Origin of the sequence: Rhodoferax ferrireducens, assembly GCF_049302455.1 — a bacterium.
Taxonomy (GTDB): domain Bacteria; phylum Pseudomonadota; class Gammaproteobacteria; order Burkholderiales; family Burkholderiaceae_C; genus Rhodoferax; species Rhodoferax ferrireducens_B.
Map to the genome: position 1 here is coordinate 16,457 of NZ_JBAQMD010000083.1, position 24,276 is coordinate 40,732.

A 24,276-nucleotide genomic window follows, 5' to 3' on the forward strand; every position below is an offset into this window, starting at 1 on the left:
CCTCGGCACTATTCTCATCAGCTTTAGAAGGGGAGAAAGCTGAAAAAGAACCGTGTTAACCAGCCAACTGTTTGCGCTTCGGCCTGCGCGCCGCGGCCCTTGGATTCGATGCGGGCGTTGGCGACCTGGCTTGAGTTGATCAGGTTGCCCGGTTGTATCAGGTGCGGGTCGATGGTGCCCGAGAAGCGCATCACATCCACATTCTGGTTGACCCCGATCTGCTTGTCGCCAGCGACGACCAAATGCCCGTTGGGCAACACTCTGACCACCGTCGCGGTAATGGTGCCGGTAAAGGTGTTGGCGCTCTCGGTGCCGCCTTTGCCGGAAAAGTCATTGGCCGATGAGGTGCCGACCCCGGCCTTCAGATTCAGCAGATCGGCGGGTGATACCAAGGGGAAGGCGGAAATGCTGGCAGCGCCAGACGTGGTGCGATTGGCGGTTGACTTCGAGACCTGGCTGGCGGCCACGTTTTCCACGATCCTGATCGTGACCACGTCGCCGATCATCCGGGCGCGGGGGTCTTCAAAAGAGGGGCGGTAGCTCACTTTTTGAAACAGGCTGCCGCTTGCCGCCTGGCTGGCGGTGGGTGCAGCGGCCATGGGGGGGACCGTATCCGCCTGGACAAAGTCGACGTTCACGGGTTGTGGCAGGGAGCCACAGGCTGACAGAGTCAAGCCAAGAGCCAGTGTCAGAGCGCCGCTCCACAGGGTGCGGGCCCGCTCGCGCAGGCGGATAGTGCGCTGAGTCATGTTCATGCGGTGCCTCACAACTGCCCCAGCTTTTGCAGCATCTGGTCCGAGGTCTGGATCGCCTTGGAGTTCATCTCGTAAGCGCGCTGCGTCTGGATCATCGTCACCAGCTCCTGCACCACGTTGACGTTGGAGGTTTCCACATAACCCTGCATCAACGCGCCCATGCCGTCGGCGCCCGGCGTGCCGCTGTTGGGTTGGCCCGACGCCGTGCTCTCGGCGTACAGGTTTTGCCCCTTGGGGTCCAGACCGGCCGGATTGACAAAGCTGGCCAGACTGATGCTGCCAATGCCTTGCGGCGTGGGTGTGCCCGGAATCTGCGCGGTGACCGTGCCATCGCCCGCAATGGCGATGCTGGTGGCATTGGCCGGCACCGTGACGCCATTGGCAATGGGCAGCCCGGTCGCGGTGACCAGTTGCCCCGCCGAATCGACCTGGAATGAGCCATCACGCGTGTAATTGGTGGTGCCGTCGGGCATGGTGACCTGAAAGAAACCGTTGCCCTGAATTGCGACGTCCAGCTTGTTGCCCGACTGCTGCAAATTGCCCTGCGCGAACGAGCGGCTGGTGGCCACCGTGCGCACCCCCAGGCCCACCTGCAGACCGGTCGGCAGTTGTGATTGCTCGGAGCTGTTGGAGCCCACCTGACGCAGGTTCTGGTACATCAGGTCCTCAAACACAGCGCTGGCGCGTTTGAAGCCGTTGGTTGACACGTTGGCCAGGTTGTTGGAGATGACATCCAGCTGCATTTGCTGGGCTTCCATGCCGGTCTTGGATATCCACAGGGAGTTGATCATGATGCTGTCCTTGGCTCAATAAATGTGAAGGGGCCTAGCCCTGCAGGCCCAGCAGTTGGGCCGCCGAGCGGTCATTCGATTCGGCGGTTTGCAGCAGGCGCATTTGGGTTTCAAACTGGCGTGCGGTCTGGATCATGCCGACCATGGCTTCGATTGCGTTGACGTTGGAGCCCTCCAGCGAGCCCACCTGCACGCGGGCGTTGGTGTCGTTGGGCAGGGGTTCGCCGGATGTGGCCCGAAACAGGCCATCTTCGCTGCGCTTCAAGGGGTCATCGGCGCCCGGGGTCACGAGTTTGAGGCGGCCCACCCCGGTGGGCGGCTGGTTGCCGACCTTGGCACTCAGGTTGCCGTCAAAACCAATGGTGACTTCGGCACCGGTGGGGATGCTGATGGGAGCGCCGCCGTCGCCCAGGACCGTCAGGCCGCTGTTGGTGACCAGCGTGCCGTCGGGGGAGACCTCAAAAGAACCGCTGCGCGTGTAAGACTCGGTTCCGTCCAGACCCTGCACGGCAAACCAGGCGTTGCCCGTGGTCATGGCGTCCAGGCCGCGCCCGGTGCGCTGCGCCGAACCGGGTGTATCAACGTAACCGGCGGTCGCTTCGATCGCCATGACGCGGGTACTGGCGCCGTCGCCGCGTACCGGTACGGCGCGAAAGGTCGACAGCTCGGCCCGAAAACCATTGGTGGAGACGTTGGCAAGATTGTTCGACAGCACCGCCTGCCGATGGGCAGCGGCGTTGGCGCCCGACATCGCGGTGTAAATCAGACGGTCCATGGCGGCTCCTGTTCAGTAAGGGCTTGACGGCCAGTTGCCGTCAGCGCAGGTTGACCAGGGTTGACATCACCTGATCCTGCGTCTTGATGGTCTGGGCGTTGGCCTGATAGGCGCGCTGCGCGGTCATCATATTGACCAGCTCGGCCGTCAGATCGACGTTCGATTCTTCCAGGGCACCTGAGCGCAGGGCGCCAAATTTGCCGACGCCAGGCGAGCCCAACACGGGGTCTCCTGAGGTATAGCTTGCAACCCAGCTGTTGCCGCCGATGGGCGATAGCCCTTGCACATTGCGGAAATCGGCCAATGACAATTGACCTGCGATCTGGGTCTGGCCATTGGAATAGCGTGCCGTGATTTGCCCGTTTTCGCCGATTTTCAACCCGGTGAGTTCGCCCGGCGCATAGCCGTCCTGGGTCAGGTTGGACACCGCGAAGGCAGCGCCGAACTGCGTCACTTTGCTCACGTCCACCGTGACCGGAAAGGCGGGCACGATGCTCGGTGGTGCGGGGGTCAGGGTCAACGAGCCCATGGTCGAGCTTTGCAGTGCGCCACTGGCGTCAAATACCAGCGACCCCACGGAGGCGCCCGTGGGCGAATCGTAAACCGCCCACTCGTCCGTTCCTGCCGTGGTGGGCGTTACCTTGCTGAAATAGAGGTTGACCGGCAGCGTCACGCCTTGCGAGTCATAGGCGGTCAAGGAGGTGCCGTAGGTGCTTCTTGGTGTGGGTGGTATGACAGAGGAGGCGATCGGGGCGCGCGCATCCAAATTGAGTTCGGCGGAGATGGCCGTGGTCGCGCTGGCGGCAATTGGCGCGCTGGTGGGGAGCTGCAATATTTCAGGCTTGACGCTGGTTGTCTTGCCGGTTTTGTCGGTGGGATAACCCAATACGTTGGCGCCACTGTTGGTCTTGATATAGCCGTTGGCATCGAGCTTGAACGAGCCGTCGCGCGTGTAAGCGGCCGAGCCATCGGGCAGGGCCAACTGGAAGAAGCCGCCGCCGTTGATGGCCACATCAAGATCGTTGCCGGTGATGTTGATGTTGCCCTGTGAAAACTGTTGGGAGATGGAGCCCACCGCCACGCCGATGCCGGCGCCACCACCGGTGCCCCCCGTACTAAGGGAAGATGCCACCAGGTCGCCGAATTCGGCGCGTGATGATTTCATGCCCGTGGTGTTGGCATTGGCAATGTTGTTGCCGATGACATCCAGGCTGCGGCTGGAGGCATTGAGTCCTGAGAGTCCGGTTTGAAATGACATGATTTTTCCTCTTCAATGAAGTTCTGTTGGTCAAAGAATGGCCTTGACGCTGCTGTAGGCCACGGCGGCGCGCCCCTGCAGCTGGACCGTCATGGCACCGTTGTCGCTACCCACGGACAGCACCGTGTCGCGCGCCAGTGCGGTGTTGGTGACGGCTTTGCCCCCCAGTGTGGCGGTGACCTTGAAGCTGGGCTCGCCGGTGCCCTGATAGCTGGCGGCATCCCAGTCAAACGAATGCCGGCCCGCGCCCAGCGCGCCCAGGTTGAGGGTGTCGAGCACCTGACCGCCTGGCGACAGGATTTCCACTTTGACCGCATCGGCTTTGCCGTCCAAATCAAGCGCGCCGCTGGCCACCCCGGCGTTGCGGGTCAAGGTGTTGCTTTCAACCAGCACGTTATGGCCGACCATGGAAGCGCCCTGCAGCACCTGCAGCGAAGTGAACTGCGCCGCCATGCTTTTGAGTGTTTCATTGACCTGCTGAATGCCGGTGACGGTGTTGATCTGCGCCATTTGACTGGTCATTTGCGCGTTGTCCATCGGATTCATCGGATCCTGATTGTTGAGCTGCGCCACCAGCAGTTTCAGAAAGCGGTCTTGCGACGCGTTGGCATCGCTGGCCGCCGTGGTGCTGGTGGACGACGTGGTGTTCGTCGCGCTGGTGGCGGAGGAAGTGGCGGAAAGCATGGTGAGGACCTTTTGGTAATATTACTGACCCATTTGCAGGGTTTTGAGCAGCAGTGTCTTGGCGGTGTTCATGACTTCGACGTTGTTCTGGTACGAGCGCGACGCTGAAATCATGTTGACCATTTCTTCGATGGGGTTCACGTTCGATTGCGTCACATACCCATCGGCGTCAGCCGACGGGTGGCTGGGGTTGTGCACTTTGCGCAGCGGATCATTGCTTTCGCTGACGCTACTGACGCGCACGCCGGCCGAGGCGTCCGAGCCCATCGGGACGGTCTCGAACACCACTTGCCGACCTTTGTAGCCCTGGCCGTCGGGGCCGGCCACGGCGTCGGCATTGGCCAGATTGCTGGCGACTACGTTGAGGCGCTGGGACTGGGCGCTGATGGCGCTGCCCGACACATTGAAGATGGAAAACATGGACATGGGAAATCTCCGCAGGCAAGGTGCCGTTTACTGACCCTGAATGGCGCTGAGCAGCGTCTTGGACTGGCCGTTGATAAAACGCAGGGTGGCCTCGTAACGCACGGCGTTGTCGGTGAAATTGGCGCGCTCACGGTCTAGATCCACACTGTTGCCGTCCAGGCTGGGTTGGCTTTGCACGGTGTAGGCCAAGTGGGACGATCCGCCCAGGCTACCGCCGGCGCCGCCCGACAGCGCAATGTGAGCGGGGTGCGTCATGCCGTTGGCGCCGCCGCCTTGAGAGTTGCTGTTGCCGGTGCGCAAGCCGGAACTGCTGTCGGCGCCGGTGGCCTGCAGCATGGCGTCCTTGAAATTGAGGTCGCGTGCCACATAGCCGGGTGTGTCGGCATTGGCAATGTTGCTGGCAATCACACGCTGGCGCTCGGCGCGCAACACCAGGGCCTTCGCCTGGAAGTCCAAACCGCTGGTCATATTTGTGATCATGAAACACCTCAACTTTCAGTTATCTGCTGCCACCGCCATCAGCCAGTGGGTTCGACGTGAAGCGATTATGGAAAGTACTTTGGTTTTCTAAACTTCAAATAACAAGGTAAATAGCCGCCACTTGCCTGTTTTGTCCCGGCCGGTGCTGCCTATAGTCAAACAAACGCTCAGGAGGGCTGCCATGTTCAAGCAATTTCTAAATTCGACCCGTTGTCTGCTGCAGACCGCGGCGCTGGCGGGCGCCGTCTTTTTCACCGTGGGTGCGCTGGCCCAGGCCGATGGTGTGCGGCCTGAGTTCATGGACAGCACGCAGCAATGGCTGGACAAAGCGGTGGCGGGCAACCTCCCGTCGGGCAGCTCGCCGCTGCGCATGGAGATCACGGTGGGCGAACTCGACAGTCGGCTGCGGCTGGCGCCATGCGCCCGGGTGGAGCCTTATCTGCCGCCGGGGACCCGCCTGTGGGGCAAGACCCGCCTGGGTCTGCGCTGTCTGGAGGGCAGTGCCAAGTGGAATGTGTTTTTGCCGGTGACCATCAAGGCGTATGGCCAGGCTTGGGTCGTCAAGGGCCAGGTGAGCGCTGGCGCCGCCTTGACGCAGGACGATGTGATGGAGGCGGAGGTCGACTGGGCCGAGCAGCGCGAAGCCATCATCAGCAACCCGGATCAATGGCTGGGGCAGGTGGCGAACCGGGCGTTGACCAGCGGCCAGGCCTTGCGCCAGGGCATGATCCGACCGGCCCAGGTGTTTCGGGCCGGAGCCCAGATTCGGGTGCAGGTGCAGGGAGCGGGCTTTGAGATCACGTCGGACGGGCAAGCCTTGTCGGCCGGTGTGGTGGGGCAGCCGGCCCGGGTCAAAATGGGCAACGGGCATGTGATGTCCGGCGAGGTTCTGGACAGCCGTACCGTCAGGCTGGAAATATGAGACTTTTCAATCGTGCGCAATCAGGGCTAAAGCTCGACCGAATTACGCCGATAGTGAGCATACGAGGCTACATTTGCAGTAGTTTTGGAGAGCATCATGAAAATAGGTCAACCTTCAGATAATCCGATCCCGGTCAGCAGCAACGCAACGCCGGCTCCGCCCAAGAGCGGTCAGAGCCCCGCCGCGACTGCCACAGCCACCGCAGCCAAAAATGCCCAGTCGGCAGGCGTGGCGGTGACGGTGTCCACCCTGGCGCGTTCGCTCGGCGCTGACAAGGCCGGTGAAGCGTCCGTGATTGACGTCAAAAAGGTGGCTCAAGTACGTTCCGCCATCGAGCAGGGCACTTTTGTGGTGAACGCGGAGGCGATTGCCGACAAATTGCTGGCCAATGCCCAGGAAATGTTGAAGCGCACCACGAGCTGAGTCCGAATCCCTTTATTTTTTACAGTCCGAATGATGTTGCCTGCTCACCTGGAAAAAGCGCTGACTGACGTTGAACTTCATTTCAATGCTGTGTCAGCCGCCCTGGTCAGTGGTGAGCCGCTGGCACTCACAAGCGCCAGTGCGGTCTTGCGGCAGGCTGCGATTGATTTTTCGGCCTTGCTGCAGCGTCTGACCCCGGACGATGTCCAGCACAAGGACCTGAAACCACGCCTGACGCAGATTTCGAATGGTCTGGTGCTCCAGCGCGAGAGTCTGCTGCGGCGCACCGCCCTGGTGGAGATGGCTCTGGATACGGTGATGCCCACCGCTCCCCATGCCACCTATGCGCAAACGGTCGGACCCTATGCCAGCCTGGGCCGTCAAACAGGCGCCTTCAAGTACCTGGCAGCCTGAGCGCCCCGGTATTTTTCCGTGCGCGGGAAATATATGCCAAATCGGGCTCTAGCCCCCGTGGAATAAGCGCATATAGCTATAAATATAATAGTATTTAGGGGCCTCAATGAGCCCGCATCTTGGCGCGCAAGCGCGCGATCGACTGGCTGTGCAGCTGGCAAATGCGCGATTCGGTGACATCCAGCACGGCCGCGATCTCTTTCAGATTCATGTCCTGCTCGTAGTACATGCTCATGATGAACTGCTCGCGCTCGGGCAGGTTCTTGATGGCAGCCACCAGTGCCTGGCGCAAGCGCTGGTCGCGCAGCATGTTCATCGGGTCGGCGTCGCTGTCACCGACGTGGCGATCCAGAAAACTGTCTTCCTCGTCGTTGCCACGCGCCATGTCCTCCAGGTACACCAGTTGGGTGCCTCGCACTTTGCCCAGCAGCGTCTGGTAGTCGACCAGACTCAAGCCCAGGTCGGCGGCGATTTCACTCTCCAGCGGTGTGCGACCGAGCTTGTGCTCCAGCCGACGCAGCGCCTGTTCGATATCTTTCTGGCTCTTGCGCGAGCCGCGCGACATCCAGTCGTTGCCGCGCAGCTCGTCGAGCATGGCGCCGCGAATGCGCTGCGTGGCAAAGGTTTCAAATTGAACACCCTGCGCGGCCTCGTAGCGGGTCAAGGCCTCTGACAAGCCGATCAGGCCGACCTGGATCAGATCATCGACTTCGACGTTGGCCGGCAATTTGGCCATCATGTGGTGGGCCAGGCGCCGTACCAGCGGCTGGTACTGCCGGATCATGGCGTTGCGGTCCAATTGCCCCTTGGCGGTGTACATCAATGACTCCCCATAAATTGGTGACGGTGCAGCGGCATGGCGTTTTCCAGCAGTCGCAAGGCCAGTCGGTACATGTCGTCAGACCGGCACTCGGCCGGCTGCAGGGCCCGCACGGCCAAGGCGTCAAGCCGGTAGCCCAGGAAGGTCATGGCGCAGTGCTGCAAATTGGTGACCGGCGAGTGGCTGGCCGCAGCGTTGTTCAAGCTGGGCTCACCCACAATAGCGGCCATGGTAGGTCTTAGTCTGGTGTTTAGCAACATCTGCTTGAGCGCCTGGTAAGCGGTGACAGCCGACATTTTCACAGGGGCCACGGTCAGCAAAGGCTCAATACCGCTGTCGGGCAACAAATCAGCCAAAAGCCCGGCCTGGGCATAGATGACAACGACGCCAAAGCGCTGAAACAATTCACTCAGCGGCGCCAGCGGCCCGCCCGGGCGCGCCATTGGTTGGCAAAGCTGCGCCAAGCCCATTGCGGCAGGGATCACCGACCAGGACAAGGGCGCACTGTTCTCGTCACCCTGCAGCTGGGCATCTTCGAGCAGTTGCGCCAGCCCAGGGTTGTCGGCTGATTCAACCGTGGTGGCGTCCAGCACCGCAACCGAGTGCCCAAGATCAACCAAGGTGGCGCACAGACTCCACAGCAGGGGCAGTTCGCCCTGCTGCTGGCCATGGCTGGCCACGGCCATGACGCGGGGCGCCGCCTGCAAGGCAATGCGGTGCAGCCCGGCTCCCTGGTTGACGCCCATGTCAAGCATCAAGCCGTCCTGCTTGCGAGGCGCTGGCCGGGGTAAAGAAGAAGTCCAGGTCCGCCGGTTTCGGGTCGAACGCCGACTTGGCCGGCGAGCGCATGGACTGGCGGACCAGCTTGGCAGCATCGGCTGCCTCCCAGTCCTCGGGCACTTTTTGGCCCATGGTGACGCCGCGCAGGACCAACTGGTGGCGAATGATCGCATCGAGTGCCGGCCCGAGTTTGGCCGCTTCGTCGGTTTTGGACAGCACCGCCTGCTGCGCGCCGGTGGATTTGAAAGAAGAGACCACATCATCGAGCGAGTCGCCGTGCCCGCCCGCGTTCAGGACCAGCAAGCGGTTCACGCCCGGCAAGTCCAGCACGTCGAGCATGCCGCGTTTGCGTGGATCGTTCGGCGCCAGGCCGGTGGTGTCGATCAGAACCATTTTTTTGTTGCCCAGCAAGTTCAGCAGGTCTTGCAGCGCGGCGCGGTCATGCGCGAGATGGGCCACCACGCCCAGCATGCGGCCAAAAGCGCGCAGCTGCTCGTGGGCTCCCACCCGGTAGGTATCGAGCGTGATGAGCCCGACGCTGGCGGGGCCATGGGTGCGGGCACACAGACCGGCCAATTTGGCGGCGGTGGTGGTCTTGCCAACACCGGTGGCGCCGACCAGCGCAAAAGTGCCGCCCTCTTCATGGATAGGGCGAGTCGCGACGTCGGTTTTCAGGTTGCGTTCCAGGATATCCATGACCCAGCGCACCGAGTCGGTGGCACCCATCTCTTCGGGCATGCGCTCCAGAATGGTGCGCGCCAGCGTGGGTGAATAACCGGCGCGGATCAGCTTGAGCATCAAGTTCGACTGAATCGGGCTCTGGCGCGCCTGGCCCAGCCAGGTCAGGGTGTTGAAGCGGTCTTCAATCAGGGCCTTCATGGCGTGCAACTCGTTCACAATGCCTTGCGACAGGGCGGGCGCGTGGGGCGCGGCCAGCACCGGGGCGGGCTTGGGAACGGCCGTTACTTTGATCGGCGGCTGAATCTCGATTTGCCGTGGACTCGGTAGTGCAGCCGCTTTGGGCGCGCGCTCTGGCGCTGCCTCTTGACCCGCTGCCGCTGTTGGGCCGGTCATGGATTCGTGGCGGCGGCGCAGCATGCGCTCGCGTACATAGTCCTGAAACGACAAGGTGCTCATTGCCAGTTGGGTGGCGTCTTCTTCCACCGGGGTGCTGGTCTCGGGCACGCTGGGGAGCGTCGCGCGACGCAGCGCGGGCTGGTCCTTGCTTCGATCGGCAAAAGATTCCGGGGTATCCAGTGCCGACAGGGTCTCTTCGCCGGTGGCAACCACTTCGACGCCGGTGGCGGTGGGGCGATTCGACAGAATCAGCGTGCCGTCCCCAAAAGCGTGACGGGCCTTGGCCAGCGCCTCGCGCGCCGTGGGTGCATTAAAGCGTTGAATATTCATGATGAGGCACCTTTAAGAATCGGACCGATGCGGATGGTGTGGGACTCTGGAATTTCGCTGTGCGCGAGGACCTGAAGCCGGGGTGCAACGCGTCGTACCAGACGGGAGATCGCGCTGCGAATTTGATCGGGCACCAGCAAGCAAGCTGGAATGCCGATTTCTTCCTGTTTGAGGGCGACGGCAGCCGCGTTGCGGGAAAAGATGTCGGCCACACCGGGGTCGAGCGCGGGTCCGGCGGTGTTGCCCAGCGCCTGCACCAACAGCCGCTCAAGGGGCGGATCAATGGCAATCACATTGAGTTCACGCGCCGGGCCATAAATTTGCTGCACGATGGCGGGCGACAAGGCGATGCGCACCCGCCGTGCCAGCTCCGCCGGGTCGGTCACGCTGCCCGCGTGTTCGGCGAGGGACTCAATGATGGTGCGAATATCGCGGATGTGCACCGACTCGTCGAGCAGCAGTTGCAGGACTTTCTGGAACACAGCGATCGGGACCATTTTGGGGACCACTTCTTCAATCAGTTTCGGGGCCAGTTTGCTCACGTGTTCAACCAGTTGCTGGGTTTCGGTGCGGCTCAGTAATTTGGAGGCCTGAACCTGCATCAAGTGTGACAAATGCGTGGCCATCACAGTCTCGGAATCAACCACGGTAAAGCCGGCCATTTGCGCGGCTTCTTTCTGTTGTTCGTCAATCCAGTGCGCCGGCAAACCAAAGGCCGGGTCCGTCGTGGCGGTGCCGATCAGGGGCGTCGTGATGCCGCCCGGGTTGATGGCCAGGTACATGCCGGGAAACGCTTCGCCTTCGCCCGCAATCACGCCGCGCAAGGTGATGCGATAGCCGCTGGGTTTGAGTTCCAGGTTGTCGCGCACATGCACCGGCGGCGGCAAGAATCCGACCTCCTGGGCAAATTTGCGCCGCACGCCCTTGATGCGGGTCAGCAAGTCGCCCTGGCGCGTTTTATCCACCAGTGCGATCAGCCGGTAACCCAACTCAAGGCCCAACTGGTCCACCGGTTGCAAGTCGTCCCAGGAGGCTTCGCCGTCGGACGCCACCACCGGTGCCGTTGCGGCCGGGTCCGGCGGCAAGGGTTTGTGGGCCAGTTCCCAGGCGCCGTAGCCCAGCACCAGCGCGATACCGATGAAGACCACGTGCGGCATGCCGGGAATCAGACCCAAAATGCCCATGATGGCTGCGGTAATGCCCAGCACGCGGGGCGAAATGAACATTTGGTCAACGATCTGACGGCCCAGGTCATGGTCCTTGCCGACGCGTGACACCACCATCGCCGCCGCCACCGAGATCAACAGGCCTGGAATCTGCGCCACCAGCGCGTCGCCGACAGCCAGCAGGATGTAGGTGTCGGCGGCTTGCCCGGCCGTCAAGCCGTGTTGCAGGACACCCACCATAAAGCCGCCAAAAATATTGATCAGCAGAATCAGAATGCCGGCCACCGCGTCGCCGCGCACGAACTTGGAGGCTCCGTCCATCGAACCAAAAAAGTCCGCTTCCTCCGACACCTCGGCGCGGCGCCGTTTGGCCTCTTCTTCATTGATCAGGCCCGCATTCAAGTCGGCGTCCACCGCCATCTGCTTGCCGGGCATGGCGTCCAGTGCAAAGCGCGCCGACACCTCGGCGATACGCTCCGCACCCTTGGTCACCACGACAAAATTGATCACCACGAGAATCGAGAAAACGATCAAACCGACAGCGAAATTGCCGCCGATCAAAAAGTGCCCGAAGGCTTCAATCACCGCGCCGGCGGCGCCCGGTCCGCTGTGGCCTTCCAGCAGCACGACGCGGGTGGATGCCACGTTGAGGGACAGGCGCATCAACGTGGTCAGCAGCAGCACCGCAGGAAACGCGGCGAAGTCGAGCGGGCGAATCATGTAGGCCGCCACCATCATCACCATCAGCGCCACCGAGATATTGATGGTGAAAAAAGTGTCGAGCAGCCACGGGGGTAGCGGCAACACCATCATGGCCAGAATCGCCACCACCAGCATCGGCGCTGCCGCGCCCTTGATCAGGGCTGAATTACCGCCAAACCATTGCTGGAAGACCTTGAGTTGGGTGTTCATGCTGCGCTCGTGTTGGCCACGACCTTGGACAGGGGATCAAGCTCGGGCGGTACAAACGGTTGCGGTGCCTCGCCCGGCATCGGGCCGTCGCCGCGCAGAGCGGCTTTGAGCCGGTAAATATAGGCCAGCACCTGAGCCACCGCGGTGTACAGGCTGGCCGGAATGTCCTGGTCCAGCTCGGCATGGGCATACAGCGCGCGCGCCAGCATCGGCGACTGCAGCACTGGAATGGCGTTATTTTTGGCGATGTCGCGGATCTTCATCGCCAGCAGGTCGGCGCCTTTGGAGACGACCTGGGGCGCACGCATGGTTTTATCGTCGTATTTGATGGCCACCGCAAAGTGGGTTGGGTTCATCAGCACGAAGTCGGCTTTGGGCACCGCACCGACACTGTTGCCCTGGGAAATCTCGCGTTGCCGCTGGCGCAGCTTGCCTTTCATTTGCGGGTTGCCGTCTGACTCCTTGTGTTCCTGCTTCATTTCCTGATGTGACATCTTCATCCGGGACTTGTGCAAGAAACCCTGCAACGGCACATCGACCATCGCCACCAGCAAAATCACCAGCAGCAACAAAGCCATCCCCGAAGTCAGCCACTCCGTCAGCATGGGAAGGGCCGCGCGGGAGGGTTGCAAAACCAGCATCGCCAATGCGTGCATGGTGGAGTTCAAATACGTGGTGCCCAGAGCGATCAGCATGGCGGCGACAAAGCTCATCTTGAGCACTTCAGTGAACTTTTCCTTGGTGAACATGCGCCCCAGGCCCGTCAAAGGATTGAGGCGGCTGAAGTCCGGCGTGATGGGTTTCAGGCTGCTCACCCAGCCACCGGTCGCGATGCTGCTGAGCAGCACCGCCACGGTCGTGATGGCGGCAAAAATCACACAACCGATCAGCCCGGCCGTGGCCATGTCCTGCATGCGGGTGATCATGGTGGTGGGGTTGCTGACCGCCAGCGCGTCAAACGAGAGTTGCTGGCGCAGCAGCACCCTGAGCCGGTCAAACATCAGGGGTGCCAGCGCCATCAGGCTCAGGGCGCCGGTACCCAATACCGCCAAATGCCCCAGATCCCGTGAGCGGCTGACCTGCCCGTCGTCCCGCGCCTTTTGCAGCTTGCGCTCAGAGGCGGGTAAATTGCGGTCCTGACTGCTTGGTTCCATGGCGGGGAGGCTGTTGAGTTCCCACCATTGTCGCGACGCGAATCCCTAACTAAAGGGTAATAAGAAGGGGTTTAACCCGCCACTTCAGGCAAATTTTAGAAGCCCAGGCTGGCTAACAAGTCATCAACTTCAGACTGGCCCTTCACCACGTCAGGATTGCCTTCAGGGCAGACAACCGGCCCTTCCAGAACTGGTTTGAGTTCGGTTGCTGCAACATGGGTCGGCGCCTTGACCACTGCATCCGCCGGGGCGGTCTGGATCAGCAATTGAACCAACTGTTCTTCCACGTTGGCAACCAGAGTGACGACCTTGGCAATCACCTGGCCGGTCAGGTCGTGAAAGTCCTGTGCCATCATGATTTCGGTCAGGTGCTGGTCAATCTGCTGGGTGGACTGTTCAACATCGGTCAAAAAATTCATCACATGACCCTTGGCCACGGCGCCCACCGGGTCTTTCACGATCAAGGTGCCAATACGTCGGGTCTCCGCGGCGATGTGATCGTGTTGCGCCTTGGCCATGTCCACCCGGTTCAGCACCTTTTCGGCGGCTTCACCGGTGAGGCGTGCAATGTAGGAGAGGCGACTTTTTGCATCGGGTATTTCCCCGGCCCAGCCCTTGACCTTGTCGGTCAGACCCAGCCCATTGAGCGCGTCATGCAATTGACGCGTCAGAACGCCGATGGATTGATGAATGTCGGCCGGCAATAAGGAGCTTGCGCCAGGGTGTGTCGTGGTGCTATGCATGGTGTTACTTCAGTCCCAGCTTGGTGAGAATAAGGCTGACTTTGTCTTCCAGAGTGGCCTTGGTAAACGGTTTGACGATGTAGCCCGCAGCGCCCGACTGCGCGGCCAGCACGATGTCTTCCTTGCGCGCTTCTGCCGTCACCATGAGCACCGGAATATGTTTGAGCTTCTCGTCTTTCTTGATTTCAGACAGCAGTTGAAAACCATTCATATTGGGCATGTTGATGTCGCTGACGACAAAGTCAAAATTGCTGTTGCGCAATTTTTGCAGCGCCACCACGCCATCCTCGGCCTCATCGCCCTCGGTATAGCCGCTTTCCTTGAGCAGGTTGCGCACGATCCGCCGCATGGTGGAGAAGTCGTCAACAACCAAAAATCGAAGCTCATTTGCCATGGGTCACCCTTTCAATGGCGTTTGTCCGTACAGTTAATAGTAGATGCTCAATCATGATGTCTCACTGCGATGGGCTGGTTGGTGTTTTGACTGGCGCCGCTTGCGGGTCCGGGCCGGAGCTAACCGGCGGGCGCCCCGTGCCCATCAGCCGCTCTTCGGCTTCACGCGTCATCACGGTGATGCTGATTCTACGGTTCACCGCGCCGGTTGGGTTCTCGGGATCCAGAAGAATGCTTGACGCCAATCCAACCACCCGCGCCAGTTTGTCGTCCGGCATGCCGGCGGCCACGAGTTCGCGCCGGGACGCGTTGGCTCGATCAGACGAGAGCTCCCAGTTGCTGTAACCACGCTGGGCGCTGCTGTAAGGTGAACTGTCGGTGTGGCCGTCCAGGCTGATTTTGTTTTCAACGCCGTTCAGGGCACCGCCGATTTCCCGCAAGATGTCACGCATATAGGGTTTCACCACCGCGCTGCCGCTGTCAAACATCGGACGTTTTTGATCGTCAACAATCTGGATTTGCAGACCATCGGCCGTGGTTTCCAGTCTGATTTGCCTGCTGAACTCGGCTAGTTTTGTGTTGCCGGAAATGAGGGCGCTGATTTTGGCGCTGATGCCGGCCAGCTTCCTCGCGTCTTGCTTGGCAACTTCGGCCTTGACGGCATTGGCCGCCATCCTCTTTTGAATGGGGTCGCTGCCGTCGCCGCGGCGGTTTTGTCCGCTTTTCTGTGTCAAGTCAGCGCCGCCACCGGGCAAAATGGTATTGCTGCCACCTGCGCCACTGCCGCCCTGCATGGAGACCTTCAGCGGCGCCGAAAAGTAGTCAGACAGGCCTTTTTTATCGCCTTCCGAGGTGGAGCCCAGCAGCCACATCAGCAAGAAGAACGCCATCATGGCTGTCACAAAGTCGGCGTAGGCAATCTTCCAGGCGCCGCCGTGCACGACGTGGCCGCCTTTTTTGATCTTCTTGACGATGATCGGCTGCAGCTTTTTGCCGTCAGTGGCCATAGCAGCCTAGCGAGCGCCTATTTTTTTCCACGGACATAGCTCTCCAGCTCCAGGAAGGTGGGGCGTTCGGTGGAAAACAGAACTTTGCGACCAAATTCAATCGCGGTCGCGGGGTTGTAGCCTTGCATGCTGGCCAGCAACGTGGTCTTGATGCACTGCAACTCCTTGGCGCTGTCTTCGATTTTTTGTTCCAGCACGCCGCCCAAGGGCTCGACCACGGCATAAGCCAGCAGAATGCCCAGAAAAGTACCAACCAGGGCCGAGGCAATCATGCCGCCCAGCACCGCCGGGGGCTGCCCGACCGATCCCATGGTGTTCACGACGCCCAATACCGCAGCCACAATGCCGAACGCCGGCAAGGCACCTGCCAGGCGCGCAATGGCGGCAACGGGGGCGTGGGCTTCGGCATGGTGAGTGTCAATCTCGCTGTCCATCAAGGACTCAATCTCATGTGCGTTCAGATTTCCCGAGACCATCATGCGCAGGTAATCGGTCATGAACTCCACGACATGGTGGTCACTTCCCACGGTGGCATATTTTTTGAAAATTGCCGAACCGTGCGGCTCTTCGACATCTTTTTCGATCGCCATCAAACCCTCTTTGCGGGCCTTTTGCAGGATATCGTAAAGCAAGGCCATCAACTCCAGGTAGCGCGCCTTGGTGTACTTGGAGCCCTTGACTGCCTGGGGAATCAGTTTGAGAGTGGCCCGCAACACCTTGGGTTGGTTGTTGACCGCAAAAGCCCCTAGCGCACCCCCAAAAATCGTGACCAGCTCGAACGGCAAGGCCTTGAGAATCACCCCGATGTTGCCACCGTGAAGGATGTACATCCCAAAAATGCAACCCATGGAGACTGCATAACCAATAATAACTATCATGTTTATCGCGTCAAAATGAGAAATTGCAGTCTTGGGTTGATCGTTGACTATAGCGTGGGCTGAATCATTCTAAGGAACAAAAGCGGGGGCCAAGAAAAAGAAAAGGGCGCTAAAGGCGCCCTTTCATCGGTGCTTATGCATCGGGTGGTTCAGTGCAGCAATATCCCGCCGACGCTGGCGCTCTTGCCTGCACGTGCCGGGGGCGTGCACAGACCGCATTCAAAATGGCGGGCATTTTCATACGCCTCGGTCACAAAGTGGCCACCGCACTTGCTGCATTTGGTCATGGCCAACATGTTGTTGTTGACGAACTTGACCAGCCGCCAGGCGCGCGTGATGGACAGCAGAGGTTCGACGCCGCAGGCGGCAATTTGCTCGCTATAGAGCCGATAGGCCTTCATGACGGCGTCAATGTCGTCCAACTCGCTCACTTTGCTCATGTATTCATAAGTGTTCAAAAACAGCGAGGCATGAATATTGGGCTGCCAGGTGAGAAACCAGTCAGTCGAAAACGGCAGTTGACCTTTGCTGGGGGACCGTCCGGCCACTTCCTTGTACAGACGCAGCAAACGCTCATACGACAGGCTGGTTTCACTCTCCAACACCTGCAGGCGGGCGCCGAGTTGAATCAGCGCCACAGCGCGCTCAACTTGCCGGGAATCATTCAGAACGCTTTTGGTGGATGCGGTGGCCATGGTCGGTGCTCCTTACATCGCTTCGGCAAAACGACCGGCCATCAAAATGCTGGCGTGCAGTTTGGTGGTGGCGTCGTTGTCGACCTTGGTTGCGGTGTGGTTGGTCAGCAGGCTCCACACCATATCGTCGTCAACCCGAAACCGGCACAGCAGCATGGGGCTGGCGGCAATTTTCAAAATTTGCGCGGGCGACAAGGTGGCAATCAGATCTGCCGACTCTTCGGATACACCCAGCCGAAACAGCGCCTCGGCCTTGTCTTTGCGAATCACGTTTTGCGCCAGCATCAGATAGGTGAGGTTGGCTTCGCGGATTTCAGTGGTGAGTTGCTCGTCAGTCATGTTCGGCTCCTGCGTTGGGCGAAACCCTTTGGGATCGCGATGGAGTTGATTCTGAACGGGGCCGCCAGGAACTTGAATCGGCATCTGCCTGTATGGGCTGTCAGCGATGCGCCGCAGGCTTGTAAGGGAAATTCTTACATCAGGCGTCAAAGGCCGACTAGATGGTGGCGCCACGGTGCAGAAAATGGCGCCAGGGTGTTGACAAAACAGCTGCGCTGAACTGGACGCATGAATGCCGACACGGAGATCAGTAAAAGGTTGATTTTGACTTTGGATTGGTAAGTCTAAGGGAAAACCCTTATAGTGCAGCGCATGACTGAAGTAAAAGAAAGAGTTAGCCCACCGCCGGACCGGGATCCGGCGCTGTGGTATTCGCCCATGGAGGGTGAGACTGCGCCGACGGCTGGCCGGGCATCACCTTTGATGGTGCCGATCCGCTCGCTCGGGGCGAATCACCGCGCGCGCATCGCCCGCCACTTGCTGGCGCTTGAGCCGCATGACCGTTATCTGCGTTTTGGTTTTTCGGCCAATGACGCGCAAATTCAGCGCTATGCCGACAGCCTTGATTTTGAGCGGGACGAAATCTTTGGCATTTACAACCGTCGGCTGGACCTGATTGCCATGGCACACCTGGCCTTTTGCGCTGACGGCAAACCGAGTGACTGCGCCGAGTTTGGCGTGTCGGTGTTGAAATCGGCACGCGGGCGTGGCTACGGCGGGCGTCTGTTTGACCGGGCTGCGATGCACGCCCGCAATGCCGGCATTGGCCGGATGTTCATTCACGCCCTGAGCGAGAACACCACCATGCTGCGAATTGCCAGTAAAGCCGGCGCTACAGTGGAGCGCGATGGCTCCGAATCCGAGGCTCATTTGTTGTTGCTGCCCGCCACGTTTGACTCCCGTTTGACCGAGCTGCTTGCCGAGCAGTTGGCCCTGACCGACTACCGTATCAAGGTGCAGGTGAAACAGTTTCGCGACGCCCTGGGCGGGATGATGGCGCACCGCAGCGCGGTGTCAGACGCACAGCGAAGCAGCCGTAAATAACGTGGTTTTGGCGCATGGCGCCGACGGGTCACGCCATATCCGCTATCCTTGAGGCTCGCAAACAACCGCATGTCCTGCTCTCCTGGCTGTGTCAGACCCCCATCCCTCGCGTCCTGATCGGGAAGATAAACGCACCTTTCTGCAAAAACTTGCCGAGTTCATTCACCCCGGGCCGGACTCGACCGACGAGCTGATTGCCACTTTGGCGGACGCGGAAGACAACGACATCATTGGTGCGGAGTCGCGCCGCATGCTCGAAGGCGTCATTCGCATGGCCGACATGACGGCCGGTGATGTGATGGTGCCCGCCACCCAGATGGAGTTGGTCAATATCGCCGACCCGTATGACGTGATGATGCATGGTGTGATTGACACGGCGCACTCGCGTTTTCCGGTCTATGACGATGAGCGCGAGAACATCATCGGTATCCTGATGGCCAAGGACTTGCTCAAACTCCAGCGCGCGCCCGAGCTCAATATCCGGGCCCTGCTGCGTCCGGCGGTGTTTGTGCCGGAAAGCAAGGGGCTGAACGATTTGTTGCGCGATTTCCAGAGTAACCGCAATCACATGGCCATCGTGATCGACGAATTTGGCCGGGTCGCCGGACTGGTCACGATTGAGGATGTGCTGGAAGAAATTGTGGGCGAGATTGAAGATGAGTTCGATATTGCCGAGGATGAAGGCGACATTTATGGTCTGGCCGACCGCACTTACCGCGTCAGCGGCGACACCCCGATCGAGCGCGTTGAGAGCGCCTTTGGCGTCCGGTTCACCGGCACCGACCCGGACGACGAGTTTGACACCATCGGTGGCTTGATTGCCCATGAAATGGGTCATGTCCCCAAGCGCGGTGAACGACATGTGCTGGCCGGATTCAATTTTGTGGTGATGTTGACCCAGGGCGGGGCGGTGAAATGGTTCAAGGTGTCACCGGTGCCCGATGAATCCGCCTAGCGAGGCGTCCCGCTGGTCGGCCCTGCAAGTGACGCCAGCGCCAGCGGTCACGCTGTGGCGCGTGGTGCTGGCCGTTCTGGCTGGGCTCGGCCATGCGGCCAGTCTGGCTTGGCCCTGGTCGTGGCCGGAGCTTCCTTTTGGCTTGCTGGGCTTACGCCCGGGGCAGCCGGTTTGGTGGCTGCAACTGTTGGCGTTGGGCGTTTTGGCCTGGCTGCTCGAAAGCTGCCGCCAGGCCGGCCCTACCAGCGCCGCCAGCAACACGGATTCGCGCGGCAACTGGCGCTTGGGCGCGCTGTGGGCCTGGCTGTTTTGCACTGCCTGGCTGATCGGCTCCTTTGGCTGGACCTTTGTCGCCATGCACACTTATGGCGGTTTACCGAGCCTGCTGGCGGCGTTGGCGGTGTTGGCTCTGGCCGGTCTGCTGGCCTTGTACTATGCCGCAGTCTGTGGGCTATTTGTGGCGCTAGCCCCCGTCAACAGGTCGTTTGCAGCTATTGTTTTTGCGTCACTTTGGCTGCTGGCTGAATTGGCGCGCGGCATCTGGTTGACCGGGTTTGGCTGGGGTGCGGCGGGTTACGGCCACGTCCAGGGGCCGCTGGCGGGCTACGCCCCGTGGGTGGGTGCCTACGGCTTGTGCGCCTTGGCGGCGTGGCTGGCGATGAGCATGGTGCAGTTGGTTCAGCCGGATCAGTCCCGGCGCCAGCAGGCCATCACCCTGGTGGCCGTACTGGGGCTGCTGGCGTTGCCCGCTCTGCAGCGCATGGGCGATGCGGGGGCCTCACAGTCAACGGGGCGCCTGGCCGTCACCCTGTTGCAGGGCAACATACCGCAGAACGAAAAGTTTGAGCCGGGCAGTGGCGTGCCGCTGGCCTTGCAGTGGTACGGCGAGCAATTGACAAGCAGTCGCACCGCGCTGGTGATCGCGCCCGAAACGGCGCTTCCCGTTCTGCCTCAGCAGCTGCCACCTGCGTATTGGGGTGCGCTGCAACAGCGTTTTGCCACCGGTCAGCAAGCGGCCATCATTGGCACGCCGCTGGGCAACGAGCAGGACGGCTATACCAATTCCGTGGTCGGGCTCAAGCCGGGGCAGTCAGAGCCCTGGCGCTACGACAAGCACCACCTGGTGCCGTTTGGAGAGTTCATCCCACCCTTGTTCAAATGGTTCACCGCGATGATGAACATTCCGCTGGGTGACTTCAACCGCGGTGCGCCCAAGCAGGCCCCGTTTGAATGGCAGGGGCAACGGCTGTCGCCCAATATCTGCGTGGAGGACCTGTATGGCGAAGAACTGGGGCTGCTGTTCAGTGACCCGGCTCAGGCGCCCACGATTTTTGTCAACGTCAGCAACCTGGCCTGGTTTGGCGATGGCCTGGCGATGGACCAGCACCTGCAGATCGCGCGCATGCGCGCGCTGGAATTTGCGCGCCCCTTTGTGCTGGCCACCAACACCGGGCTGACGGCGATTGTGGACCACCGGGGTCGCGTCACACACACGCTGGCGCGCAATACGCGCGGCGTTTTGGTGGGTGAGGTGCAGGGGCAAAGCGACGTGAGTGCTTATGGCTGGTGGGTTGCGCGCTATGGCTTGTGGCCGCTGTGGCTGCTGGCCCTGAGTCTGGTTCTGCTCGGCATCCGCAGCAACTTGCGCCAACGCCAGTCGGCGGTCCATCGGTCGTGCCAGGCTGGGCAGCTTGCAAGCCCCGTAAAATGAACTGTTGCGCGCGAGCCAGCGTGTCGTTTTCCAAAATCCAGGGCGTAGCCCATACCCGCACCCCAGTTATGTTGACCTTCCAGCAAATTATTCTGAAACTGCAGTCCTACTGGGCCGACCAGGGCTGCGCCTTGTTGCAGCCCTATGACATGGAAGTCGGCGCCGGCACCTCGCACACAGCGACATTTTTAAGAGCGCTGGGGCCGGAGCCCTGGAAGGCGGCCTACGTGCAGCCGAGCCGCCGCCCGAAGGACGGCCGTTACGGTGAAAATCCGAACCGCCTGCAGCATTACTACCAGTACCAGGTGGTCTTGAAGCCCGCCCCGAGCAACATTCTGGAGTTGTACCTGGGCTCGCTCGAAGCCCTGGGCTTTGATCTGAAGCAGAACGACATTCGTTTTGTCGAGGACGACTGGGAAAACCCGACCCTGGGCGCCTGGGGCCTGGGTTGGGAGGTCTGGCTCAACGGCATGGAAGTCACGCAGTTCACCTATTTTCAGCAGGTCGGCGGCATTGACTGTCGGCCCATCACGGGCGAGATCACCTACGGCCTGGAGCGCCTGGCGATGTACCTGCAGGGCGTGGACAACGTCTATAACCTGCAATGGACCGACGGCCTGCGTTATGGCGACGTCTACCTGCAAAACGAAAAAGAGCAGTCGGCCTACAACTTCGAGCACAGCGACGTCGATTTCCTGTTCACCGCCTTCACGGCCCACGAAAAACAGGCCAAACACCTGATTGAGCAGCAGCTCGCGCTGCCAAGCTACGAACAGGTCTTGAAGTGTGCCCACAGCTTCAACTTGCTGGACGCCCGCGGCGCCATCAGCGTGACGGAGCGCGCTGCTTACATGGGCCGCATCCGAAACCTGGCGCGGGCCGTGGCACAGAGCTATTTCGAGAGCCGCGAGCGCCTGGGCTTCCCGCTGGCACCGCGCGAGTGGGTGGAACAGATGACCAAGAAGGCCGCGTGATCAACCAACATCCGTGTGCCCTGAGTAACCATCATCCGTTCGCCCTGAGCCTGTCGAAGGGCCGCAAGGTTTCGACAGGCTCAGCCCGAACGGCATAAAAGAACAGATAACCATGACGACTCAAAACCTTCTCGTTGAATTGTTTGTCGAAGAGCTGCCACCCAAGGCGCTCAAGAAGCTGGGCGAGGCGTTTGCCCAGCAGATTTACGCATCTCTTAGCGATCAATGGCTGATCTCGATGCCTGGAACAATTGCACAAGATTCTGACCAAGCTGATCCACCTGCGATGGATGTTTTTGCGTCGCCAAGGCGCTTGGGTGTGCTTATCCGGTCAGTTTTACTAAAGGCACCTGACACGCAGAAGCTGGTGAAACTCATGCCCGTCACCGTGGGGCTTGACGCCGCCGGCCAGGCCACGCCGGCACTCATCAAGAAATTGCAGGCGCTGGGTGCCGATGTGTCGGACCCGGTTGCGGCCGTGGCTGCGCTCAGACGAGCACCGGACGGCAAGGTCGGGGCCTTGTTTTATGACAGCCTGGCCACTGGCGCCACGCTCGACGCGGGCCTGCAAAAGGCGCTGGAAGAAGCCATTGCCAAGCTGCCCATCCCCAAGGTCATGAGCTACCAGCTGGAGACCGATTGCGAGCTGCCCGGCTGGAGCAGTGTGCACTTCGTGCGCCCGGCGCATGGTCTGGTGGCGCTGCGCGGCAGCACCGTGGTGCCGGTCAAGGTGCTTGGGCTCAAGGCTGGCAACAGCACACAAGGTCATCGTTTTGAAGCGAAGGTATCACCGGTCGTGATTGCGGACGCCGACAGCTATGCCGCCACGCTGGAGCAGGACGGCGCGGTGATTGCCGGTTTCGAGCAGCGCCGCTTTGCCATCGTGCAACAGCTCGCGCAGGCCGCCGAGCGCCTGGGACCGAGCTACCAGGTGCTGATGGACGAGGCCTTGCTCGACGAAGTCACCGGTCTGGTCGAGCGCCCGAACGTGCTGGTCTGCGAGTTCGACGCGCAGTTCCTCGACGTGCCGCAGGAGTGCCTGATTCTGACGATGAAGGCCAACCAGAAGTACTTCCCGCTGCTTGACGCCGCCGGCAAGCTGACCAACCAGTTCCTGGTGGTCAGCAACATCAGCCCGCTTGACGCCAGTGCAGTGATTGGCGGCAACGAGCGGGTCGTGCGCCCGCGCCTGGCCGACGCCAAGTTCTTCTTCGACCAGGACCGCAAGAAGACGCTCGCATCGCGTGTCGAAGGACTCTCTAAAGTCGTTTATCACAACAAGCTGGGTACGCAGGGTGAACGTACGGAGCGCGTGCAGTCCATTGCCAGCGCCATTGCCCGTCAGCTCGCAGACGCTGGAGTAGCGGATGCCTTCGACGGCAACGCAGACAACGCGGCCATGTTGGCCAAGGCCGACTTGCTGACCGACATGGTGGGCGAATTTCCCGAGCTGCAAGGCATCATGGGCGGCTACTACGCGCGCCACGATGGCCTGCGTGAAGACATTGCCTTCGCCATTGAAGACCATTACAAACCGCGCTTTGCCGGGGATGAGTTGCCGCGCAACACCACCGGCCTGGTGGTGGCATTGGCCGACAAGCTGGAAACACTGGTCGGTATGTTCGGCATCGGCAACGTGCCGACCGGCGACAAGGATCCCTATGCGCTGCGCCGTCACGCGCTGGGCGTGATCCGCATGCTGGTCGAGAAAGATTTGCCGCTGGACCTCAATGGCCTGCTGACCAGTGCCTTTGAGGAGCCCCGATGGGGCACTGCTTTCAAGGCCGGCACCGACCTTGGTGCTGCTGCGCCCAGCATCTACCAGAAGTTTGACGCCGCACGACCGTTGGCAGACTTCATTTTTGACCGCCTCGCCGGTTCCCTGCGTGAGCAGGGTTACAGCGCGCAGGAAGTCGATGCCGTGCTGGCGCTCCAGCCGCAGCGCCTGGGCGACATTCCCAAGCGCCTCGCCGCCGTGCGCGCCTTTGCCGCCTTGCCTGAAGCGCCCGCGCTGGCTGCCGCCAACAAACGCATCAGCAACATTCTGAAAAAGGTGCCCGACGTTGATCCCCATGTCAGTGAAGTCTTGCTGACGGAACCGGCGGAACTGGCCCTGTTTGCCGCGATGCAGTCACTGGCGCCGCTTGCGAACGCGCAGTTTGAAGAGGGTGACTACACCGCCTCGCTGCAAACCCTGGCCGCACTGCGTGCACCGGTCGACGCCTTTTTTGATGGCGTGATGGTCAATGTCACTGATGTGGAAAACGCCGAAGAACTGCGCCTGAACCGCCAGGGCTTGCTCAAAAGCCTGCACAGCGCCATGAACCGCGTGGCCGACCTGGCGCGGCTGGCGGCCTGAGCCGCCTGCTG

26 protein-coding genes are annotated in these 24,276 nt (G+C 60.9%); 8 read left to right on the forward strand and 18 right to left on the reverse strand.

The window, feature by feature from the left end; translation table 11 throughout:
* Window positions 1-23: 23 nt before the first annotated feature.
* Genes WA157_RS14425 through flgB form a run of 7 tightly spaced genes read right to left on the reverse strand, consistent with a single transcriptional unit; the run spans window position 24 to window position 5,169 of the window.
* Window positions 24-755, reverse strand: a complete 732-nt coding sequence (locus tag WA157_RS14425) for a flagellar basal body L-ring protein FlgH (RefSeq protein WP_422621628.1) — start codon at window positions 753-755, stop codon at window positions 24-26.
* Between the two features lie 8 nt (window positions 756-763).
* Complete coding sequence (flgG, locus tag WA157_RS14430; protein WP_422621629.1) at window positions 764-1,546, reverse strand: flagellar basal-body rod protein FlgG; 783 nt, start codon at window positions 1,544-1,546, stop codon at window positions 764-766.
* Between the two features lie 34 nt (window positions 1,547-1,580).
* On the reverse strand, window positions 1,581-2,321 hold the full coding sequence (gene flgF / locus WA157_RS14435; protein ID WP_422621630.1) for a flagellar basal-body rod protein FlgF: 741 nt from the start codon (window positions 2,319-2,321) through the stop codon (window positions 1,581-1,583).
* A 40-nt stretch (window positions 2,322-2,361) separates the two neighbouring features.
* Entirely contained in the window at window positions 2,362-3,579 is a 1,218-nt protein-coding gene (gene flgE / locus WA157_RS14440; RefSeq protein WP_422621631.1) for a flagellar hook protein FlgE, read from the reverse strand.
* A 30-nt stretch (window positions 3,580-3,609) separates the two neighbouring features.
* Window positions 3,610-4,263 (reverse strand): flagellar hook assembly protein FlgD, encoded by a 654-nt coding sequence (locus tag WA157_RS14445; RefSeq protein WP_422621632.1) that lies wholly within the window; start codon window positions 4,261-4,263, stop codon window positions 3,610-3,612.
* A gap of 21 nt (window positions 4,264-4,284) precedes the next feature.
* A complete protein-coding gene (gene flgC / locus WA157_RS14450; RefSeq protein ID WP_422621633.1) occupies window positions 4,285-4,689 on the reverse strand; it encodes a flagellar basal body rod protein FlgC in 405 nt (134 codons plus the stop codon).
* Between the two features lie 27 nt (window positions 4,690-4,716).
* On the reverse strand, window positions 4,717-5,169 hold the full coding sequence (gene flgB / locus WA157_RS14455) for a flagellar basal body rod protein FlgB (RefSeq protein WP_422621634.1): 453 nt from the start codon (window positions 5,167-5,169) through the stop codon (window positions 4,717-4,719).
* Window positions 5,170-5,350: 181 nt separating this feature from the next.
* Here flgB and flgA point away from each other — a divergent pair, with 181 nt between their 5' ends.
* The 3 genes from flgA to WA157_RS14470 all read left to right on the forward strand — a co-directional run bounded on the left by flgA (window position 5,351) and on the right by WA157_RS14470 (window position 6,928).
* Entirely contained in the window at window positions 5,351-6,091 is a 741-nt protein-coding gene (flgA, locus tag WA157_RS14460) for a flagellar basal body P-ring formation chaperone FlgA (protein ID WP_422621635.1), read from the forward strand.
* Between the two features lie 96 nt (window positions 6,092-6,187).
* Window positions 6,188-6,514 carry a flagellar biosynthesis anti-sigma factor FlgM gene (flgM, locus tag WA157_RS14465; protein WP_422621636.1) on the forward strand — a complete coding sequence of 109 codons (327 nt, stop codon included), beginning with the start codon at window positions 6,188-6,190 and terminating at the stop codon, window positions 6,512-6,514.
* Between the two features lie 33 nt (window positions 6,515-6,547).
* The gene (locus tag WA157_RS14470) at window positions 6,548-6,928 is read left to right on the forward strand and encodes a hypothetical protein (RefSeq protein WP_422621637.1); all 381 of its coding nucleotides are present in this window, start codon (window positions 6,548-6,550) and stop codon (window positions 6,926-6,928) included.
* 103 nt (window positions 6,929-7,031) lie between these two features.
* Here the strand turns inward: WA157_RS14470 and WA157_RS14475 are convergent, their stop codons facing one another.
* The 11 genes from WA157_RS14475 to flhD all read right to left on the reverse strand — a co-directional run bounded on the left by WA157_RS14475 (window position 7,032) and on the right by flhD (window position 17,222).
* Window positions 7,032-7,748 carry an RNA polymerase sigma factor FliA gene (locus tag WA157_RS14475; protein ID WP_422621638.1) on the reverse strand — a complete coding sequence of 239 codons (717 nt, stop codon included), beginning with the start codon at window positions 7,746-7,748 and terminating at the stop codon, window positions 7,032-7,034.
* Window positions 7,748-8,503 (reverse strand): hypothetical protein, encoded by a 756-nt coding sequence (locus WA157_RS14480; RefSeq protein ID WP_422621639.1) that lies wholly within the window; start codon window positions 8,501-8,503, stop codon window positions 7,748-7,750. Before WA157_RS14480 ends, WA157_RS14475 begins: the two co-directional genes overlap by 1 nt.
* On the reverse strand, window positions 8,496-9,935 hold the full coding sequence (flhF, locus tag WA157_RS14485) for a flagellar biosynthesis protein FlhF (protein WP_422621640.1): 1,440 nt from the start codon (window positions 9,933-9,935) through the stop codon (window positions 8,496-8,498). The genes WA157_RS14480 and flhF overlap by 8 nt, the downstream gene beginning before the upstream one ends.
* Entirely contained in the window at window positions 9,932-12,013 is a 2,082-nt protein-coding gene (flhA, locus tag WA157_RS14490) for a flagellar biosynthesis protein FlhA (RefSeq protein ID WP_422621641.1), read from the reverse strand. The genes flhF and flhA overlap by 4 nt, the downstream gene beginning before the upstream one ends.
* Window positions 12,010-13,167 (reverse strand): EscU/YscU/HrcU family type III secretion system export apparatus switch protein, encoded by a 1,158-nt coding sequence (locus WA157_RS14495; protein ID WP_422621642.1) that lies wholly within the window; start codon window positions 13,165-13,167, stop codon window positions 12,010-12,012. The genes flhA and WA157_RS14495 overlap by 4 nt, the downstream gene beginning before the upstream one ends.
* Window positions 13,168-13,262: 95 nt before the next feature.
* On the reverse strand, window positions 13,263-13,910 hold the full coding sequence (locus tag WA157_RS14500) for a protein phosphatase CheZ (protein WP_422621643.1): 648 nt from the start codon (window positions 13,908-13,910) through the stop codon (window positions 13,263-13,265).
* 4 nt (window positions 13,911-13,914) lie between these two features.
* Complete coding sequence (cheY, locus tag WA157_RS14505; protein WP_011465967.1) at window positions 13,915-14,304, reverse strand: chemotaxis response regulator CheY; 390 nt, start codon at window positions 14,302-14,304, stop codon at window positions 13,915-13,917.
* A 61-nt stretch (window positions 14,305-14,365) separates the two neighbouring features.
* Window positions 14,366-15,310 carry a flagellar motor protein MotB gene (gene motB / locus WA157_RS14510; RefSeq protein WP_422621644.1) on the reverse strand — a complete coding sequence of 315 codons (945 nt, stop codon included), beginning with the start codon at window positions 15,308-15,310 and terminating at the stop codon, window positions 14,366-14,368.
* Between the two features lie 17 nt (window positions 15,311-15,327).
* Window positions 15,328-16,188, reverse strand: a complete 861-nt coding sequence (gene motA, locus WA157_RS14515; protein ID WP_041790986.1) for a flagellar motor stator protein MotA — start codon at window positions 16,186-16,188, stop codon at window positions 15,328-15,330.
* A gap of 149 nt (window positions 16,189-16,337) precedes the next feature.
* The gene (gene flhC / locus WA157_RS14520) at window positions 16,338-16,883 is read right to left on the reverse strand and encodes a flagellar transcriptional regulator FlhC (RefSeq protein WP_011465964.1); all 546 of its coding nucleotides are present in this window, start codon (window positions 16,881-16,883) and stop codon (window positions 16,338-16,340) included.
* Between the two features lie 12 nt (window positions 16,884-16,895).
* Window positions 16,896-17,222, reverse strand: coding sequence for a flagellar transcriptional regulator FlhD (flhD, locus tag WA157_RS14525; protein ID WP_011465963.1), 327 nt, complete (start codon window positions 17,220-17,222; stop codon window positions 16,896-16,898).
* A 312-nt stretch (window positions 17,223-17,534) separates the two neighbouring features.
* On the opposite strand from flhD, the gene WA157_RS14530 reads away from it, so the two are divergent.
* The 5 genes from WA157_RS14530 (at window position 17,535) to glyS (ending at window position 24,265) form a co-directional block, all read left to right on the forward strand.
* The gene (locus WA157_RS14530; protein WP_422621645.1) at window positions 17,535-18,266 is read left to right on the forward strand and encodes a GNAT family N-acetyltransferase; all 732 of its coding nucleotides are present in this window, start codon (window positions 17,535-17,537) and stop codon (window positions 18,264-18,266) included.
* Between the two features lie 88 nt (window positions 18,267-18,354).
* Window positions 18,355-19,221 (forward strand): HlyC/CorC family transporter, encoded by an 867-nt coding sequence (locus tag WA157_RS14535; protein ID WP_422621646.1) that lies wholly within the window; start codon window positions 18,355-18,357, stop codon window positions 19,219-19,221.
* The gene (gene lnt / locus WA157_RS14540) at window positions 19,208-20,932 is read left to right on the forward strand and encodes an apolipoprotein N-acyltransferase (protein WP_422621647.1); all 1,725 of its coding nucleotides are present in this window, start codon (window positions 19,208-19,210) and stop codon (window positions 20,930-20,932) included. Before WA157_RS14535 ends, lnt begins: the two co-directional genes overlap by 14 nt.
* 68 nt (window positions 20,933-21,000) lie before the next feature.
* Window positions 21,001-21,906 carry a glycine--tRNA ligase subunit alpha gene (gene glyQ, locus WA157_RS14545; protein WP_422621655.1) on the forward strand — a complete coding sequence of 302 codons (906 nt, stop codon included), beginning with the start codon at window positions 21,001-21,003 and terminating at the stop codon, window positions 21,904-21,906.
* A gap of 112 nt (window positions 21,907-22,018) precedes the next feature.
* Complete coding sequence (gene glyS / locus WA157_RS14550) at window positions 22,019-24,265, forward strand: glycine--tRNA ligase subunit beta (RefSeq protein WP_422621648.1); 2,247 nt, start codon at window positions 22,019-22,021, stop codon at window positions 24,263-24,265.
* Window positions 24,266-24,276 lie beyond the last annotated feature (11 nt).

Excerpts from the sequence above, each read along its gene's own strand:
- flhC (WP_011465964.1), bottom strand. The coding sequence starts at position 16,883 with ATGGCCACCGCATCCACCAAAAGCGTTCTGAATGATTCCCGGCAAGTT.
- flhF (WP_422621640.1), bottom strand. The coding sequence starts at position 9,935 with ATGAATATTCAACGCTTTAATGCACCCACGGCGCGCGAGGCGCTGGCC.
- WA157_RS14480 (WP_422621639.1), bottom strand. The coding sequence starts at position 8,503 with ATGCTTGACATGGGCGTCAACCAGGGAGCCGGGCTGCACCGCATTGCC.
- motA (WP_041790986.1), bottom strand. The coding sequence starts at position 16,188 with ATGATAGTTATTATTGGTTATGCAGTCTCCATGGGTTGCATTTTTGGG.
- WA157_RS14445 (WP_422621632.1), bottom strand. The coding sequence starts at position 4,263 with ATGCTTTCCGCCACTTCCTCCGCCACCAGCGCGACGAACACCACGTCG.
- flgB (WP_422621634.1), bottom strand. The coding sequence starts at position 5,169 with ATGATCACAAATATGACCAGCGGTTTGGACTTCCAGGCGAAGGCCCTG.
- flgG (WP_422621629.1), bottom strand. The coding sequence starts at position 1,546 with ATGATCAACTCCCTGTGGATATCCAAGACCGGCATGGAAGCCCAGCAA.
- flgC (WP_422621633.1), bottom strand. The coding sequence starts at position 4,689 with ATGTCCATGTTTTCCATCTTCAATGTGTCGGGCAGCGCCATCAGCGCC.
- WA157_RS14495 (WP_422621642.1), bottom strand. The coding sequence starts at position 13,167 with ATGGAACCAAGCAGTCAGGACCGCAATTTACCCGCCTCTGAGCGCAAG.
- WA157_RS14475 (WP_422621638.1), bottom strand. The coding sequence starts at position 7,748 with ATGTACACCGCCAAGGGGCAATTGGACCGCAACGCCATGATCCGGCAG.
- WA157_RS14530 (WP_422621645.1), top strand. The coding sequence starts at position 17,535 with ATGACTGAAGTAAAAGAAAGAGTTAGCCCACCGCCGGACCGGGATCCG.
- glyQ (WP_422621655.1), top strand. The coding sequence starts at position 21,001 with ATGTTGACCTTCCAGCAAATTATTCTGAAACTGCAGTCCTACTGGGCC.
- flgA (WP_422621635.1), top strand. The coding sequence starts at position 5,351 with ATGTTCAAGCAATTTCTAAATTCGACCCGTTGTCTGCTGCAGACCGCG.
- lnt (WP_422621647.1), top strand. The coding sequence starts at position 19,208 with ATGAATCCGCCTAGCGAGGCGTCCCGCTGGTCGGCCCTGCAAGTGACG.
- flhD (WP_011465963.1), bottom strand. The coding sequence starts at position 17,222 with ATGACTGACGAGCAACTCACCACTGAAATCCGCGAAGCCAACCTCACC.
- motB (WP_422621644.1), bottom strand. The coding sequence starts at position 15,310 with ATGGCCACTGACGGCAAAAAGCTGCAGCCGATCATCGTCAAGAAGATC.
- cheY (WP_011465967.1), bottom strand. The coding sequence starts at position 14,304 with ATGGCAAATGAGCTTCGATTTTTGGTTGTTGACGACTTCTCCACCATG.
- WA157_RS14425 (WP_422621628.1), bottom strand. The coding sequence starts at position 755 with ATGAACATGACTCAGCGCACTATCCGCCTGCGCGAGCGGGCCCGCACC.
- WA157_RS14500 (WP_422621643.1), bottom strand. The coding sequence starts at position 13,910 with ATGCATAGCACCACGACACACCCTGGCGCAAGCTCCTTATTGCCGGCC.
- glyS (WP_422621648.1), top strand. The coding sequence starts at position 22,019 with ATGACGACTCAAAACCTTCTCGTTGAATTGTTTGTCGAAGAGCTGCCA.
- WA157_RS14470 (WP_422621637.1), top strand. The coding sequence starts at position 6,548 with ATGTTGCCTGCTCACCTGGAAAAAGCGCTGACTGACGTTGAACTTCAT.
- flgF (WP_422621630.1), bottom strand. The coding sequence starts at position 2,321 with ATGGACCGTCTGATTTACACCGCGATGTCGGGCGCCAACGCCGCTGCC.
- flgM (WP_422621636.1), top strand. The coding sequence starts at position 6,188 with ATGAAAATAGGTCAACCTTCAGATAATCCGATCCCGGTCAGCAGCAAC.
- flgE (WP_422621631.1), bottom strand. The coding sequence starts at position 3,579 with ATGTCATTTCAAACCGGACTCTCAGGACTCAATGCCTCCAGCCGCAGC.
- flhA (WP_422621641.1), bottom strand. The coding sequence starts at position 12,013 with ATGAACACCCAACTCAAGGTCTTCCAGCAATGGTTTGGCGGTAATTCA.